16 protein-coding genes and 2 pseudogenes are annotated in these 14,844 nt (G+C 75.6%); 8 read left to right on the forward strand and 10 right to left on the reverse strand.

The window, feature by feature from the left end; all coding sequences use genetic code 11:
• The first annotated feature begins 18 nt into the window (after nucleotides 1-18).
• Nucleotides 19-816, forward strand: coding sequence for a DNA-formamidopyrimidine glycosylase family protein (locus EMA09_RS03250; protein ID WP_129838696.1), 798 nt, complete (start codon nucleotides 19-21; stop codon nucleotides 814-816).
• A 79-nt stretch (nucleotides 817-895) separates the two neighbouring features.
• Entirely contained in the window at nucleotides 896-1,879 is a 984-nt protein-coding gene (rfbB, locus tag EMA09_RS03255; protein ID WP_129838698.1) for a dTDP-glucose 4,6-dehydratase, read from the forward strand.
• 13 nt (nucleotides 1,880-1,892) lie between these two features.
• Here rfbB and EMA09_RS03260 read toward each other — a convergent pair whose 3' ends face one another.
• The 3 genes from EMA09_RS03260 to EMA09_RS03270 all read right to left on the reverse strand — a co-directional run bounded on the left by EMA09_RS03260 (nucleotide 1,893) and on the right by EMA09_RS03270 (nucleotide 4,159).
• Nucleotides 1,893-2,561, reverse strand: coding sequence for a UdgX family uracil-DNA binding protein (locus EMA09_RS03260; RefSeq protein WP_129838700.1), 669 nt, complete (start codon nucleotides 2,559-2,561; stop codon nucleotides 1,893-1,895).
• 233 nt (nucleotides 2,562-2,794) lie between these two features.
• A complete protein-coding gene (locus EMA09_RS03265; protein ID WP_129838702.1) occupies nucleotides 2,795-3,490 on the reverse strand; it encodes a hypothetical protein in 696 nt (231 codons plus the stop codon).
• Nucleotides 3,491-3,697: 207 nt separating this feature from the next.
• The gene (locus EMA09_RS03270; RefSeq protein WP_129838704.1) at nucleotides 3,698-4,159 is read right to left on the reverse strand and encodes a nuclear transport factor 2 family protein; all 462 of its coding nucleotides are present in this window, start codon (nucleotides 4,157-4,159) and stop codon (nucleotides 3,698-3,700) included.
• 165 nt (nucleotides 4,160-4,324) lie between these two features.
• Between EMA09_RS03270 and EMA09_RS03275 the strand changes: the two genes are divergently transcribed.
• The 4 genes from EMA09_RS03275 to EMA09_RS03290 all read left to right on the forward strand — a co-directional run bounded on the left by EMA09_RS03275 (nucleotide 4,325) and on the right by EMA09_RS03290 (nucleotide 9,309).
• Nucleotides 4,325-4,945: a CGNR zinc finger domain-containing protein gene (locus EMA09_RS03275; RefSeq protein ID WP_129838706.1), complete on the forward strand. Its 621-nt coding sequence runs from the start codon at nucleotides 4,325-4,327 to the stop codon at nucleotides 4,943-4,945.
• Nucleotides 4,946-5,013: 68 nt separating this feature from the next.
• Nucleotides 5,014-5,997: a non-homologous end-joining DNA ligase gene (ligD, locus tag EMA09_RS03280; protein ID WP_129838708.1), complete on the forward strand. Its 984-nt coding sequence runs from the start codon at nucleotides 5,014-5,016 to the stop codon at nucleotides 5,995-5,997.
• A gap of 120 nt (nucleotides 5,998-6,117) precedes the next feature.
• Nucleotides 6,118-7,773 (forward strand): glycoside hydrolase family 13 protein, encoded by a 1,656-nt coding sequence (locus EMA09_RS03285; RefSeq protein WP_129843805.1) that lies wholly within the window; start codon nucleotides 6,118-6,120, stop codon nucleotides 7,771-7,773.
• 78 nt (nucleotides 7,774-7,851) lie between these two features.
• Nucleotides 7,852-9,309 carry an NAD(P)/FAD-dependent oxidoreductase gene (locus EMA09_RS03290; protein ID WP_129838710.1) on the forward strand — a complete coding sequence of 486 codons (1,458 nt, stop codon included), beginning with the start codon at nucleotides 7,852-7,854 and terminating at the stop codon, nucleotides 9,307-9,309.
• An 85-nt stretch (nucleotides 9,310-9,394) separates the two neighbouring features.
• On the opposite strand, the pseudogene EMA09_RS03295 reads toward EMA09_RS03290, so the two are convergent.
• From EMA09_RS03295 to EMA09_RS03305, 3 genes and pseudogenes are all read right to left on the reverse strand, one after another.
• Nucleotides 9,395-9,544, reverse strand: a pseudogene (locus EMA09_RS03295) (DUF397 domain-containing protein); the annotation flags it as partial.
• 28 nt (nucleotides 9,545-9,572) lie between these two features.
• Complete coding sequence (locus EMA09_RS03300) at nucleotides 9,573-10,334, reverse strand: phytanoyl-CoA dioxygenase family protein (protein WP_129838712.1); 762 nt, start codon at nucleotides 10,332-10,334, stop codon at nucleotides 9,573-9,575.
• A 91-nt stretch (nucleotides 10,335-10,425) separates the two neighbouring features.
• Complete coding sequence (locus tag EMA09_RS03305) at nucleotides 10,426-10,875, reverse strand: hypothetical protein (RefSeq protein ID WP_129838714.1); 450 nt, start codon at nucleotides 10,873-10,875, stop codon at nucleotides 10,426-10,428.
• Between the two features lie 216 nt (nucleotides 10,876-11,091).
• Between EMA09_RS03305 and EMA09_RS03310 the strand changes: the two are divergent.
• A pseudogene (locus EMA09_RS03310) lies at nucleotides 11,092-11,451 on the forward strand (RNA-binding S4 domain-containing protein); the annotation flags it as partial.
• A gap of 12 nt (nucleotides 11,452-11,463) precedes the next feature.
• Here the strand turns inward: EMA09_RS03310 and EMA09_RS03315 are convergent.
• From EMA09_RS03315 to EMA09_RS03330, 4 genes are all read right to left on the reverse strand, one after another.
• Nucleotides 11,464-11,766 (reverse strand): GNAT family N-acetyltransferase, encoded by a 303-nt coding sequence (locus tag EMA09_RS03315; RefSeq protein ID WP_129838718.1) that lies wholly within the window; start codon nucleotides 11,764-11,766, stop codon nucleotides 11,464-11,466.
• Between the two features lie 57 nt (nucleotides 11,767-11,823).
• Nucleotides 11,824-12,459 (reverse strand): DUF305 domain-containing protein, encoded by a 636-nt coding sequence (locus EMA09_RS03320; RefSeq protein WP_240796212.1) that lies wholly within the window; start codon nucleotides 12,457-12,459, stop codon nucleotides 11,824-11,826.
• Nucleotides 12,456-13,100: a DUF3105 domain-containing protein gene (locus EMA09_RS03325; protein WP_129838722.1), complete on the reverse strand. Its 645-nt coding sequence runs from the start codon at nucleotides 13,098-13,100 to the stop codon at nucleotides 12,456-12,458. Before EMA09_RS03325 ends, EMA09_RS03320 begins: the two co-directional genes overlap by 4 nt.
• Nucleotides 13,101-13,176: 76 nt before the next feature.
• The gene (locus EMA09_RS03330) at nucleotides 13,177-13,587 is read right to left on the reverse strand and encodes a hypothetical protein (RefSeq protein ID WP_129838724.1); all 411 of its coding nucleotides are present in this window, start codon (nucleotides 13,585-13,587) and stop codon (nucleotides 13,177-13,179) included.
• A gap of 171 nt (nucleotides 13,588-13,758) precedes the next feature.
• Between EMA09_RS03330 and EMA09_RS03335 the strand changes: the two genes are divergently transcribed.
• A complete protein-coding gene (locus EMA09_RS03335) occupies nucleotides 13,759-14,721 on the forward strand; it encodes a sporulation protein (RefSeq protein WP_129838725.1) in 963 nt (320 codons plus the stop codon).
• Nucleotides 14,722-14,844: the final 123 nt, after the last annotated feature.

The following is a 14,844-nucleotide window of genomic DNA, read 5'->3' on the forward strand; positions in this document are numbered from 1 at the left end:
CCGGGCTACGGTGACGGCATGCCGGAACTGCCGGATGTCGAGGGCTTCCGCCGCGTCCTGCGGGACCACGGCACGGGCCGCCGCGTCGAACGCCTCACGGTCAGGGACGACGGCGTGTTGCGCGAAGTGAGCACGCGCCGGTTCCGGCGGGCCGTCCGGGGCCGGTGTCTCGGCACTCCGGAACGGCACGGGAAGTGGCTCATCGCCCCCACCGACGCGGGGCCGACGCTCCTGCTGCACTTCGGGATGACCGGCCGCCTCGTCCCGGCCGCCGCGGGCGACCCGTTGGAGCGGGCCGACCGCGTCGTGTTCGGCCTGTCCGGCGGAGGCGAGCTGCGCTTCCGCGACCAACGGAAACTGCGCGGCATCTGGCTCGCCCCGACCGCCGGCGACATCGCGCGCCTCCTGGCCGGGCAGGGACCCGACGCGGCGGCCGTCGGCGGCCCCGGCCTCGTGCGGCGCCTCGCACGGCGGCGCGGCGGCCTGAAGAGCGCGCTCCTCGACCAGTCCGTCGTGGCCGGCCTCGGGAACCTGCTGGCCGACGAGCTGCTGTGGCGGGCGCGCCTCCACCCCGCCCGCCGCGCGGACGGCCTGACGGCCCCCGAGCGCCGCCGTCTCGCCGGCGCGCTCCCGCGCGTCCTGGACGCCGCCGTCGCGGCCGGGCGCGTGCCGCCGCGCGACGACTGGCTCACCGGCCGGCGCGACGACCCCGACGGCGGCCGGTGCCCGCGCACCGGGGACCGTCTCGCGCGCGGCCGCGTCGCCGGCCGGACCACCGTCTGGTGCCCGCGCTGCCAGCCCGCCCCGGACCGCTGACCGGCACGGGTTACGGTCTACCCGGCGGGCCCGCGGCGACGCGGCCCGCACAGCACGACGGCACGGCGCGGAAGGTTCCATGGTGACGAAGATCCTGGTGACGGGGGGTGCCGGCTTCGTCGGCTCGGCGTACGTGCGCGGTCTGCTCGGCCCCGGCGGCCCCGGCGGTGTCGCGGTCACCGTCCTCGACGCGCTCACCTACGCGGGCAACCGCGCCAACCTCGACCCGGTGCGCGACCACCCCGGCTTCCGCTTCGTGCACGGCGACATCCGCGACGCGGTCCTCGCCGGGCGGCTCGCGGCCGAGCACGACGAGGTGGTGCACTTCGCCGCCCAGTCGCACGTGGACCGCTCGATCCACGACGCCGACCCGTTCGTCTCGGCCAATGTGCTCGGCACGCAGGTCCTCCTCGACGCGGCACGGCACGGCGGGGTGCGGCGGTTCGTGCAGATCTCCACCGACGAGGTGTACGGCTCCCGCGCCACCGGCTCGTGGACCGAGACGGCACCGCTGAACCCGTCCTCCCCGTACGCGGCGTCGAAGGCGGCGGCCGACCTCCTGGTGCTCGCCGAGCACCGGACGCACGGCACGGACGTACGGATCACCCGCTGCTCGAACACGTTCGGCCCCTACCAGTTCCCCGAGAAACTGATCCCGTCGTTCGTGATCCGGCTGCTGGAGGGCCGGGACGTGCCGCTGTACGGGGACGGCCTGCACGTCCGGGACTGGCTGCACGTCGACGACCACGTGCGGGCCGTCGAACTGGTGCGCACCGGCGGGCGGCCCGGCGAGATCTACAACATCGGCGGCGGCACCGAGCTGACCAATCGCGAGCTGACGGGGCTGCTGCTTGACGCCTGCGACGCCGGCCCCGAGCGGATCCGCCACGTCACCGACCGCAAGGGGCACGACCGCCGCTACTCGGTGGACTGCGCGAAGATCGCCGCCGAGCTGGGGTACGCGCCGCGCGCCGCCTTCCACGCGGCGCTCGCGTCGACCGTCGCGTGGTACCGCGCGAACCGGGCGTGGTGGGAGCCGCTGAAGGCGCGCGCCGAGGCGTGAGCCGCCGTGCGGCTCAGCCGAGAGCCGTCACGGCGACCCGCAGGTCCGCGACCAGGCCGTCGTAGGCGGCGGCGCGGTCGCTGTCGTCGGCGCGCAGGACGGCGGAGGGGTGGATCGTCGCGACGAGGCGGGTGCCGTCGTCCGCGCCGGGCAGCGGGCGCAGGACGCCGCGTTCCCTGGTGACCCGGAAGGACGAGCCGAGCAGCGCCCTGCCGGCCGTCGCGCCGAGGGTGACGACGACCTCGGGGGCGACCTGGCGCAGCTCCGCGTCGAGCCAGGGCCGGCAGGCGGACATCTCGCGCAGGGTCGGCGACTTGTGGATGCGCCGCTTGCCGCCGCCCGGACGGGTGAACTTGAAGTGCTTCACCGCGTTGGTGAGGTAGGTGTGGTCCGGGTCGATCCCGGCGTCCTCGGTGGCGCGGGCGAGCAGTCGGCCGGCGGGGCCGACGAACGGCTCGCCCGCGCGGTCCTCCTGGTCGCCCGGCTCCTCCCCGACGAGCATGAGGCGCGCCCGCGTGTCACCGGCGCCGAACACGGTCTGCGAGGCGCCCTCGAACAGGGGGCAGCCGTGGCAGTCGGCGGCGGCGCGGCGCAGGGCTGCGAGACCCGCGTTCAGGCGGGGCAGGTAGGGGGCGGCGTCGTACCGGCCCGGACCGGCCGCCTCGTCGGTTCGCTGCTGCATGCCGACCCGGGTACCCCTCCCCCGGGGTTTCACCCATCGCGCCAGCGACCGCGCGGCGGACGGACGTTCCGCCCGCAGACGTGCCACAGTGCCCGGGGGAGAAGTCCCGATCGGGCAGGACGACGAACCAGCAGGCCGGGGCGGAGCCCATGAACCTCTCCAGGATGACGGGCCTCCACAGTCCGGAGGACGGCCACGCGTACCCCGTACGAAGGGACGCAGCCGGGAGTCCGTCAGTGCACGCGCTCCCCGCACTCGGTCGGCAGCAGCAGGGCGCCGCGCGGCAGTTCACCGGGGTGACGGCCGGTCACCCGCAGGCACGCATCGGGCGAGCCCTGCACGGGCGGGTAGTCGAGAAAGACGCCGCCGAGCGGGGTGGCGGTGCCGGCGAAGAGCATCTCGGCTGCCTGTACGCCCTCGGGGAGACGGCCGGCCAGTGTGCCGAAGGCCGCCGTGTCCCCGCCCTCGGCGACGCACTCGACGACCTCGAAACGCCAGTGGGCGGCCGCTTCGGCCAGCAGTGACCTGCCCCGTCCGCCGAGCCCGGCGAGGAAACCGGCCCGTGCCCGCAGGTGGTGGGCGATGGCGCAGCAGACGGGCACGCCGGCGCCGTCCCGCGTGTACCCGGCATGCGGATGGAACGACAGGGCGTCGTCGAGGAGCAGCAGGGCCGTGTCCCGCGCGGCCGGGTGCCCCAGCCGCGCGATGTCGAGGAGCAGCGGGGTCGCCGCGACCGCGGCGGGGAACACCGCGGCGCTGTGGCCGTGGACGATTCCGCCGCCGCCGAGCCGTGATCCCGCGTCCGCCGCCTGGAGGAGATTCGTCGCGGTGGCCAGCGCGCGCAGACCACCGGCGGCGCGCTCCGGCAGGTACCGGTCGGGGTGACCCGGTATGGCGGCCCAGTCCACCGCGTCGATCGCGTCCAGCACAGCCGGATCCTCGCACGCGGCCGCCGCCCGAGGCCCCGGGGGTGGCGGGAATCAGCCCTGACGACGGCGGCCGGGCTCTTCCCGCCGGTCAGCAGGTCGGGCGGCCCGCACCGCTGGGTGTCGCCCCTGACCGCTGTGTCGTGGGGCAGGGTGCCGCCGGGGTCTGCCACCGCTTCTTCGACGGTGCCCCGGACCCGGGCCGCCCCCTCAGCGCAGCGGCAGGTCCTGTCCGTGTTCGTGCGGTGCCCGGGGGCCGGTCCAGCGGCGGTCGGCCGCGCTGATCGGCACGTCGTTGATGCTCGCCTCGCGGCGGCTCATCAGGCCGCTGTCGGCGAACTCCCACTGCTCGTTGCCGTGGCTGCGATACCACTGCCCCGCGGCGTCGTGCCACTCGTACTGGAACCTGACGGCGATGCGGTTCCAGTGGAAGGCCCACAGGCTCTTGCGCAGCACGTAGTCCCGTTCGCGCTCCCACTTGCGGGTGAGGAAGGCGACGATCTCGTCGCGGCCGGCGAGGAAGACGTCCCGGTTGCGCCAGACCGAGTCCTCCGTGTAGGCGAGGGCGACCCGGTGGGCGTCACGGGTGTTCCAGGCGTCCTCGGCGGCCTGGACCTTGGCGAGGGCGCCGTCCAGGTCGAACGGCGGGAGGGGCGGGCGGGAGGCGGGCATGGCGATGACGCCCTTTCGTGTCGGCGGAGGCGGGGACGGTCGGTGGAGCCGCCCCCAACCCAACGGTTGTAAAGCGATGCAACCGTGAGAAGACTGGCAGGGTCCCCCTCCGCTGTCAACGCGGGGAAGGCCCGACGAGCGGGGCTGCGGCGATAGGGTCACCCCATGGGGACGAGCCCGCCGCTCCTGGGCGAACCGCTGCCGGTCGAGCTGATGAACACCGTCTGGGCCGACCGCGACGGCATCCACGACGCGCTGCGCGACACCGCCGGCACCGCCGCCTGGCTGCGTGCCGTCGCCCCGCGGCTCGCCCCGCTCACGGCCGGCGACGTGGACGCCCTGTCCCCCGACGACCTGCGCACGCTGACGGAGCGGCTGCGCGGACTGCGCGACGCGCTGCGGCGGCTGGCCGCCGAGGCGACCGGTGACCCCCGGCCCGCCGCCGCCTCGCCCGCCGGACTGGCCGCCGCCGTCGCCACCCTCAACGAGGCCGCCGGCGCGGTGCCGCACTGGTCAGCCCTGGTCTGGCCCCCCGGCGGGCAGCCCGCGCGCCTCACCCGCACCGGCGGCGACGCCCCGGCAGCGGCACTGTCGGCCCTCGCGGAGGAGGCGATCGCGCTGTTCGGCCAGGGCGGCGACCGGCTGCGGCTGCGCTCCTGCCTCGCCCCCGGGTGCGTCCTCTACTTCCTCAAGGACCACCCGCGCCGCGAGTGGTGCTCCCCCACATGCGGCAGCCGGGTCCGCGCCCGACGCCACTACCACCGCCACCGACGCCCGCCGACCTGACGGCCGCTCCGCCCCGCACCGTGCGTGTCGGCGCGTGAGGCGGCCGGCGTCCGGCGTGTACTGGGGGAATGGCGCAGATGCCGAGGGCCGTCCCGCCCATGCTGGCCGTGGACGGCGATCCGCCCAGCGGGCCGTGGGCCTACGAGTACAAGTGGGACGGCTACCGCTGCTGCCTGCGCGTGGCACCGACCGGCGAGGCCCGGCTCACCAGCCGCAACGGCAACGACTTCACCGCCGCCTACCCCGAGGTCGCCGCCGCGGCCGGCCGCGCGCTCGGCGGGCGCGCCGCCGTGCTCGACGGCGAACTGGTCGCCCCCGACTCCGCCGGGCGGCCCGACTTCGGACGCCTGCAACGGCGGCACCAGCGGCGTCCGTCCCCCCGGCTGCTGGCCGAGATCCCCGTCGTCCTCTTCGCGTTCGACCTGCTGCGCCTCGGCACGGACGACCTGCTGGACGCCCCCTACACCGACCGCCGCGCGGCCCTGGACGGGCTCGGACTCGACGCGGAACACCGGGAGTTCGCCGTCCCCCGGTACTACACGGCCCGGGACGCCGAACCGGCCGAGCTGATCGAGGCGGCGCGCCGGGGCGGCATCGAGGGGATCGTCGCGAAGCGCCTCGACTCCCGCTACCTGCCGGGGCGGCGTTCCGCGCTGTGGGTGAAACGCCCCCTGTTCACCGCGCGGGAGGCCGTCGTGGGCGGCTGGCAGCCGGGCGAGGGGCACCGCTCGGGAGCCATCGGATCGCTGCTGCTCGGGGCGTACGACACGGCCGGCCGGCTGCGGTACATCGGCCACGTCGGCACCGGCTTCTCCGACGCGGCGCTCGCCGACCTCGCCGACCGGCTCGCGCCCCTCGCGCGCGCCGGCAGCCCGTTCGACGAGCCGGTCCCCCGCGAGCGCGCCCGCCGCGCGCGCTGGGTCGAACCCGTCCTGGTCGGTGACGTCGCGCACCGCACGTGGACGCGCGACGGACGGCTTCGGCACGCCGTGTGGCGCGGGCTGCGCGCCGACGTGGAGCCCGCCGGCGTCACCCTGCCGGACGACCGCTGACGCGGGCGCCCGGCCCACGGCCGTGTCCGCGCCGTCTGGTAGAACGGCGGGCCCCGGGGACCCGCGCGACGGGTGCCCCCGCGTACCGTTCCGCCCGGAGGAAACACCGTGATACAGCACATGCCCGACGACTGGTGGCGCGAGTCCGTCGTCTACCAGGTGTACGTCCCCAGTTTCGCCGACGCGGACGGCGACGGCGTGGGGGACCTCCCGGGCATCACCGGCCGTCTCGGCCACCTGGCGGACCTCGGCGTCGACGCCGTGTGGCTCACGCCGTTCTACCCCTCCCCCTGGGCCGACGCCGGCTACGACGTGGCCGACCACCGCGACGTCGACCCGCGCCACGGCACGCTGGACGACTTCCGCGCCCTCCTCGCGCGGGCGCACGACCTGGGGCTGCGCGTCATCGTCGACATCGTGCCCAACCACTGTTCCGACCGGCATCCGTGGTTCCGCGAGGCGCTGGCCGCGCCGCCCGGCTCGCCCGCGCGCGACCGGTTCGTGTTCCGCGACGGCCGCGGCGAGCACGGTGAACTGCCGCCGGCCGACTGGCAGTCCAAGTTCGGCGGCCCCGCGTGGACCCGTGTGCCCGACGGCCAGTGGTACCTGCACATCTTCGCCGCCGAGCAGCCCGACCTGAACTGGGAGAACCCGGACGTCGCCGCCGAGTTCGCCGACATCCTGCGGTTCTGGCTCGACCTCGGCGTCGACGGGTTCCGCGTCGATGTGGCGCACGGCCTGCGCAAGGACCTCGTACCGCCGCTGCGCGACACGTACGGCCGGGACAGCGCGCCGCTCAACGCCCCGCCGGAGGGCGGCGACCACCCGTTCTGGGACCGCGACGAGGTGCACGAGATCTACCGCGCCTGGCGCAAGCTCACCGACACCTACGAGCCCGAGCGGATCATGGTCGCCGAGGCCGGGGTGAGCGCGCGGCGGCTGCCCCTGTACACCCGGCAGGACGAGCTGCACCAGGCGTTCAATTTCTTCTTCCTGCGCTGTCCCTGGGGCGCCGACGACTTCCGCGAGGTCATCGGGACGTCCCTCGACGGCGCCCGCGCCGTCGGGACGCTGCCCACCTGGGTCCTGTCCAACCACGACGTGGTCCGCCACACCTCCCGCTACGCCCTCCCCGCGGGCACCGACCACGCGGCGTGGCTGGCGAACGGCGGGCGGGAGCCGGCCCCCGACACGGCCCTCGGGGAGCGCCGGGCGCGCGCCGCCGCGCTGCTGTGCCTCGCGCTGCCCGGCACCGGCTACCTCTACCAGGGCGAGGAACTGGGGCTGCCGGAGGTCACCGACCTCCCGCCGGACGCCCTGCGCGACCCGATGTGGGAGCGCACCGGCCACCGGGTGAAGGGGCGCGACGGCTGCCGCGTACCGCTGCCGTGGACGGCGGACGGCCCGTCGTACGGCTTCGGTCCCGGCGCGGTGAGCTGGCTGCCGCAGCCCCCGGGCTGGGGCGAGCGGTCGGTGGCCGCGCAGACCGGGCGGGACGGGTCGTTCCTGGAGCTGTACCGGGAGGCGCTGCGGCTGCGGCGTGCGGCGCGCGGCGACGTGTCGTTCACCTGGCTGCCCGCGCGGGACGGGGAGCTGGCGTTCCGCAAGGGCGCCTGGCTCGTGTGCCGGGTCAACTTCGGCGCGGCGCCCCTGCCGCTGCCCGCCGGCGAGCGTCCGCTGCTGGCCAGCGGGCCGCTCGCGGACGGCCCGGGCGGTCCCGAGCTGCCGCCGGACACGGCCGTTTGGCTTGCCGAGGGGCAGCACCCCGCCCGCTGAGCCGCGCGCCGGCGGGCCGTCTCGCCTACGGTGGGGACGGTCCGTCAGCACAAGTGAGCGACAGCGCGGGAGAGCCGGATGAGCGACAGGGACAGTCACACGGAACGCGGCGGGGGCGGTGACGGCGACACGTGGGACGTGATCGTCGTCGGCGCCGGCCCGGTCGGGGAGAACGTGGCCGACCGCACGAGCGCCGCCGGCCTGCGCACGGCGATCGTGGAACGCGAGCTGGTCGGCGGCGAGTGCTCGTACTGGGCGTGCATCCCGAGCAAGGCGCTGCTGCGGCCCTCGGCCGCCCTGGACGCGGCCCGCGCCGTGCCAGGTGCGCGGGAGGCGGTGGGCGACGGGCGGCTCGACGCGGCGGCGGTCCTGGCCCGGCGCGACAGCTTCACCAGCGGGTGGCGTGACGACGGGCAGGTCGAGTGGCTCGGCTCGGCCGGGATCGAGCTGATCCGGGGCGAGGCGCGGCTGGCCGGCCCGCGCCGGGTCGTCGTGGGCGACCGGACGCTGACGGCCCGGCACGCCGTGGCCGTCTGCCCGGGCAGCGAGGCGCGGCTCCCGTCGATCCCGGGGCTCGCGGACGCGCGGCCGTGGACGAGCCGCGAGGCGACGTCGGCGAAGGACGTCCCGGGCCGGCTCGCCGTCGTCGGCGGGGGTGTCGTCGGCGCGGAGATGGCCGCCGCGTGGGCCGGCCTCGGGTCGAAGGTGACGCTGCTGATGCGCGGTGAGCGCCCGCTGCCGCGCATGGAGCGGTTCGCCGGCGACCTGGTGGCCGGCGGGCTGACGGCGCGCGGCGTGGACGTGCGGCCCGGCACGTCGGTGACGGAGGTGCGCCGCCCCGACCCGGCGGGGCCGGTGACGCTGATCCTGGACAGCGGGGACGGCGGGGACGGCGGCGAACTGGTCGCCGACGAGGTGCTGTTCGCGACCGGCCGGGCGCCGCGCACCGGCACGCTCGGGCTGGAGAGCGTCGGCCTCGAACCGGGATCCTGGCTGACGGTGGACGACACGCTCCTCGTGGACGGCGTGGACGGCACCTGGCTGTACGCGGCGGGCGACGTGAACCACCGCGCGCTCCTCACCCACCAGGGCAAGTACCAGGCCCGGATCGCGGGTGACGCGATCGCGGCCCGCGCGCAGGGCCGTCCGGTCCCGGCGACGGCGCGGGCCGACGCGTTCGCGGTGCCGCAGGTCGTCTTCACCGAGCCGGAGGTGGCGTCCGTGGGCCTGACGGCCGAGGCGGCGAAGGCGGCGGGCCGCCGGTTCCGGTGTGTGGACTACGACCTCGGCAGCGTCTCGGGCGCCGCCCTGCGCGCCGACGGCTACACGGGCCGGGCGCGCATCGTGGTGGACGAGGACCACGAGGTGCTGATCGGCGCGACCTTCACCGGCCCGGACGCGGGCGAACTGCTGCACGCGGCGACGATCGCGATCGTCGGCGAGGTGACGATCGACGACCTGTGGCACGCGGTCCCGGCATTCCCGACGGTGAACGAGGTGTGGCTGCGCCTGCTGGAGACCTACCGCGACTCCTGACCGCCAAGCCCGCCGGCCCTCTTCCTCACCGCATCCACGCGGTCGGGAAGGGGGCCGCCGGCGGAAGCGTGCACCCGCCGTGCCGCGAGGCGAACCGCACGAACGCCGACCAGTCCGCGCGACCGACCACGAAGGCCGGGCGACCCACGTCCTTGGAATCCCGCACATGGACAGCCCGCGCGGCGAACGCGACATCGACGCAACTGTCGCCCTGACCACCGGCGTTCCCGTACAGCCACTCCGTGTACGTGGTGAGCGGGTCGTCAGGAGGGCTGCAGGCCGAGGAGGATCGCGCGTTCGATGGGGGTCGGGTCGGTTCCGGACAGGTCGAGTGTGCCCGTCGGCAGCAGGGGTGGCTGGCCCATGAAGCGTGGCACCGTGCCGTGGTGCGGCTGTGCCGCGTGCACCAGGAAGGGGTGGCACAGGAACACGTCGCCCGCCGCGCCGGTGGCCGTCACCTCGGGTCGGCCCTCGGTCGCGGGCACCACGTCGCCGCACAGCGGGAACCACGGCCGTCCCGCCGTGCCCGCGTCCGCGAGGAACGGCGGGACGTCCAGGTGGGAGCCGACCCTGACGCGGGTCGGGGCGTCGTCCGGGCCGACGTCGGAGAACAGGAACAGCATCAGCAGCGCCCGGCCGCGCGAGTCGATGCTCACGCGCGGCTCCCCCGCGTCGCCGGCGAAGCTGCCCTCCAGGTGCCAGCCGTCGTCGCCCGGCGGCTGTGCGCTGGGGAAGCGGACGGGGAACGTGCCGATCCCGCCGGGCGCCACCCACCGGCCCGGGCCGACGAGCCGGTCGAACGCCGCGTGCAGGACCGGCATGTTGGCCGCGGCGCGGAACGGCGGGGTGGCGAACCCGCCGAGCCGGACGACGGGTTCCGTCCAGGTGGCGGGATCGTCCGGGTCGCAGCCGGTCGCGTGCCACAGCTCGGCGCGGCACGCGTCGACGAGGTCGGCCGGGACGGCCCCCGGCAGATGGACGAAACCGTCCCGAACGAACGTCTCGACGTCGTCGTCCGTCAGCATCGGCGCTCCTCGCGCGGGTGGGGATACGTACCCGCGAGCGTGACGCCGTGGCGGGGGCGGCGCAACGGTTTTTCGTACGGGCGGCCGAGCGTCACTCGTCCAGGTAGGGCGCGCACAGGTCCTCGACCGTGTCGTCCAGGTCGTCCCCGTACAGCCGGGCGATCTCGCAGAACGTCTGCATCGCCTCCCCTGCGTCCGAGTCGGGCGGGATCGTCGGGAGTTCGGGGAGCACGTCGCCGCCGGGGTCCTCCGTTTCCGCGCCGCCGCCGTCCTCGCTGTCGTCGCGGAGGTCGTCCGTGCCCGGGACCTGGTCGGTGGTCCCGCCGGACGGGACCTCGTCGCCGGTGGGCAGCGGGTCGGTCAGGCCGGCGTCGGGCGACGGCCGGGTGAGGTCCGTGTCCGGCTCCGGGGCGTCGACCCCGGCCGACGGCGCGGGAGCGGCGTCCCCGCCGTCCGGGTCCTGCGCGGCCACGCCACCGCAGGCGGCTGTGCCCAGCAGGAGGGCCGTCGCCAGCCCCAACGTCCTTGTGCGCGTGCGCATACGATCCCTCCGCGCGGGGTCGGATCATCTGTCCGCACGTCACTCTGTCAGACGGCGCGCCCCACGTCCGCCGCCCCCACAGGACATCCACGCGGACCGCACCGGCGGGAGAGCATGCGCTCCGGGCGCCGGTTGTCGGTGGCACCGCTTAGAGTCGGACGCATGGCAGCTCCCGCGGACCGTCCGCGCCCCGAGCCGGGGCACACCGATGCGAGCAGCGTGCGGGTCGACAGCTGGGTCTGGTCCGTACGCCTGGCGAAGACCCGTTCCGCCGCCGCCTCCGCCTGCCGTGGCGGACACGTCAAGGTCAACGGGGAGCGGGTCAAGCCCGCGCAGCCCGTCCGGGTCGGCGACGAGGTCCGCGTCCGGCAGGGCGAGCGGGAGCGGATCGTGTTCGTGAAGCGGCTGCTCAGCAAGCGGGTCGGCGCCCCGGTCGCGGTCGAGGCGTACGTGGACAACAGCCCGCCGCCCCCGCCCCGCGTCGAGGCGCCCGCCCCGGTCGGGCTGCGCGACCGGGGCGCGGGCCGTCCGACCAAGCGGGAGCGCCGCCAGCTCGACCGGCTGCGCGGCGCCTGACCGGCCGGGCGGTCAGTCCGTCACGTCGCTGTCGGGCCGTCGCGCGGTGTCGGCGTACTCGGGGTGCCGGTCCAGCCATGCCGCGATGAACGGGCAGGCGGCGATCGCCGTGAGGCCCCGTTCGCGCGCGTCGTCCAGGGCGGCGCGGGCGAGCGCGCTGCCGACACCGCGTCCCTCGTAGGCGTGGTCCACCTGGGTGTGCGGGTAGATCACCTGCCGGTCGTCCCGCAGGTAGTCGGCGAACCCCGCCACCGTGTCGCCGTCCCGCGCCTCGAAGCGGCGGGCGGCACCGTTGTCCGTGACCGTGATGCTCATGACACCATCCTGCCCCCGGGAGCACGGCGCCCGGGGGCAGGACGCGGACCGGCCGGGTCAGGCGGGCGGGGGTTCGGCGCCGCGTTCGGCGAGCATGTCCGTCATCAGCTCGATCTCGGCGCGCTGCGCCTCGGCCATGCCGGCGGCGAGGTCCCGGATCTCGTCGGTCGCCGCCAGCTCGGCGCCCGCGTCGGCCATCTCGGCGCCGGCGCGGTGGTGCGTCGTCATGAGCCGCAGGTAGAGGATCTCGGCGTTGCGCCCGGACGCGGCGCCGAGCTCGGCCACCTGCTCGTCGGTGGCCATGCCGGGCATGAGCGCGCCGTCCGGCGTCCCGTGGGCGTGGTCCCCGGGCATCCAGGTCATCGGCGGGCCGCCCGGGGTGACGGGGGCGTCCCAGCTCCGCAGCCAGCCGAGCATCATGCCGCGCTGGTTGGCCTGTGTGTTGATGATGTCGTACGCGAGCAGCCGCACGGCCTCGTCGTCGGTGCGGTCGCGGACGATGAACGACATCTCCACCGCCTGCTGGTGGTGCACGGCCATGTCCTGGGCGAACCCGACGTCCGCCGAGCCCTTCCCCGGGGTGTCGTCCCCCGACTCCGCGCGGGCGAACGCGGTGACGGCGAGCAGCAGGAGGGCGGCGGTGGCGAGCAGGCCGCTCGCCACCGCCAGCAGACGCCGTCCGGTGAACGTCACTGGGCCATTCCGCCGCTGCACGCGGCGCCCGGCTCCAGGGTCTGCGGCCCCTGCACGTACTCCTCGAAGAACTGGGCGACCCGCGGGTCCGACGCGCTGTCGAGGGCGAGCTGGTGGCCCCAGGCGGTGAGGGTGATCGGGCTCGCCTGCTCGGCGACCGGGCTCATCAGCGAGTAGGGGGTGGTGCTGACGCGCTCGGCGAGGACGTCGATGTCCTCGCCGGCGGCGGCGTCGTTGTAGGTGACCCAGACCGCGCCGTGCTCCAGGGAGTGGACGGCGTTCTCGTTGGGGATGGCCTCGGTGTAGACGTCGCCGTCGCAGTTCATCCACACCGGGTTGTGGTTGCCGCCGACGGGCGGGGTCTGCGGGTAGTCCACGGTCTCCGAGACGTGCGTGCTGGACAGGTCGGCGTACGTGCGCTCGCCGTCGACGGCCGCCTCGACCGTGGCGCCGGAGTCGTCGTCGTCGCTCGTGACGACGAACCACGCGCCGCCGCCGACGATGGCGGCGAGGATGACCGTGCAGGCGGTGATCGTGATGATCCGGTAGCGGCGGTCGCGCGCGCGTTCGAGGCGGCGCGCCTCGGCTATCTTGGCGCGCCGGTCGGCGGCGGCGCCCTTCTTCGTCTTGCTGGTGCCCATGAAAAGTCCTTGTGACGGGGAGTCGGGGGGAACGGCTTCCGCGCCGGCCCGGTCGGGGACGGCGCGCGGCCGCCCGTCACGTCCGGTGCACCTGGAGCCGGTGCAGGTCCACGGCGGGGGCCGCGTCGTGGAGCGGGCCGCCGATGCCGCGCGGCGCCGCCGGCCGGACGGCCGGCGGCGGCGGGTCGTCGGGCGGGACGTGCAGCGCGACGGGGACGGGGGGCAGCGAGTTGACCCCGGTGACGGGGCCACTGCGGCAGGTGTCGCCCGGGGCGTCCCAGTCGGTCGGCGGCAGGTCGCGCGTCTCCTCTGCGACGGCGGCCCTGGGGGCGTCCGCCAGGGCGTGGGCCGCGGGCGCGCAGACACCCGCGGCGGACAGCAGGAGGACGACCAGGGCGAGCAGGACGCGCACGGCGGCGGCACCGCGGGCGCGGCTGTCGCCGTCACCCGCGGCGCACCGCTCCCGTCCGTCACCCGTTCGGCTCATCGAGCGTCATCGTACTCATGCGCGATGCTCCGGGGAGCCCCGCGCGCACGGTGCCGGGCCGGGGCGCCGGGGCCGTACGCGGGTAGCGTGGGAACCGCCGTGCGCCGCCCGGACGTTGCGACGGTGCAGTGACGGCGGAACGCACAGCGACGACGTGAAGGAGACACCGCAGTGGTGTTCAAACGGTTTCTGGGTGCCCTCGGGGTCGGCGGCCCCTCGGTGGACACGGTGCTCGACGGCGGGGCCGTCGTCCCAGGCGGCGTGCTGACCGGCCGGGTGCTGGTCGAGGGCGGCTCGATGGACGTGGAGATCGAGCGCATCACCCTCGACTTCATCGCCCGCGTCGAGCGGGAGCACGAGGAGGGCGAGAGCGACGGCACGGTCGCGTTCCACCGCGCCCAGGTGGGCGGGGCGTTCCGGCTGGCCGAGGGCGAGCGGTTCGAGGTGCCGTTCTCCGTGCCGGTGCCGTGGGAGACGCCCATCACCGAGCTGTACGGGCAGCCGCTCGGCATCGCGCTGGGCGTGCGGACGGAGCTTGCGGTCGCGAGCGCGGTGGACAAGGGCGACCTGGATCCGCTGCTGGTGCGTCCGATGCCGGTGCAGGAGGCCGTCCTCGAGGCGTTCGGGCAGCTCGGGTTCGGCTTCAGGTCGGCCGACCTGGAGCTGGGCCGGATCTCCGGGACGGGGCAGACGCTGCCGTTCTACCAGGAGATCGAGCTGATCCCGCCGCCGCAGTACGGGCACGTGATGAACGAGGTCGAGGTGTCGCTGATCGCGTCCCCCTCGGGCCTCGAGGTCGTGCTTGAGGCGGACAAGCGCGGCGGCATCTTCTCGTCCGGCCACGACGTGGTGCACCGGCACACCGTCGCGCACGGGGACGTCGGGCGCGCGGACTTCACGGGCCTCGTGGACTCCTGGGTGGCGCAGCTCACCGGCAGCAGGCGCGGCGATCACGGCGCGGCGTACGGGCACGGCGGCCACCACCACGGGCACGGTGACCACGACGACCACCACGGCCACGGCGGCATCGGCGCCGGTGCCGTGGTCGCCGGTGTGGCGGCCGGCGTCGTCGGCGGTTTCGTCGCGGCGGAGATCATCGACGAGATCGGCGACGCGTTCGAGGGCGACGACTGACCCCGCCCCGGACCCCCGGGAACACCGCTCACTCGCGCGAGGAAACACTCGCGCGAGTGAGCTTTTTTTCGTACCGGAAACGTCCGCCCCAACGCGCCGGACGGCTCGGCGATTTCCGGCCGG

The organism is Streptomyces sp. RFCAC02 (genome assembly GCF_004193175.1).
Taxonomy (GTDB): Bacteria; Actinomycetota; Actinomycetes; order Streptomycetales; family Streptomycetaceae; genus Streptomyces.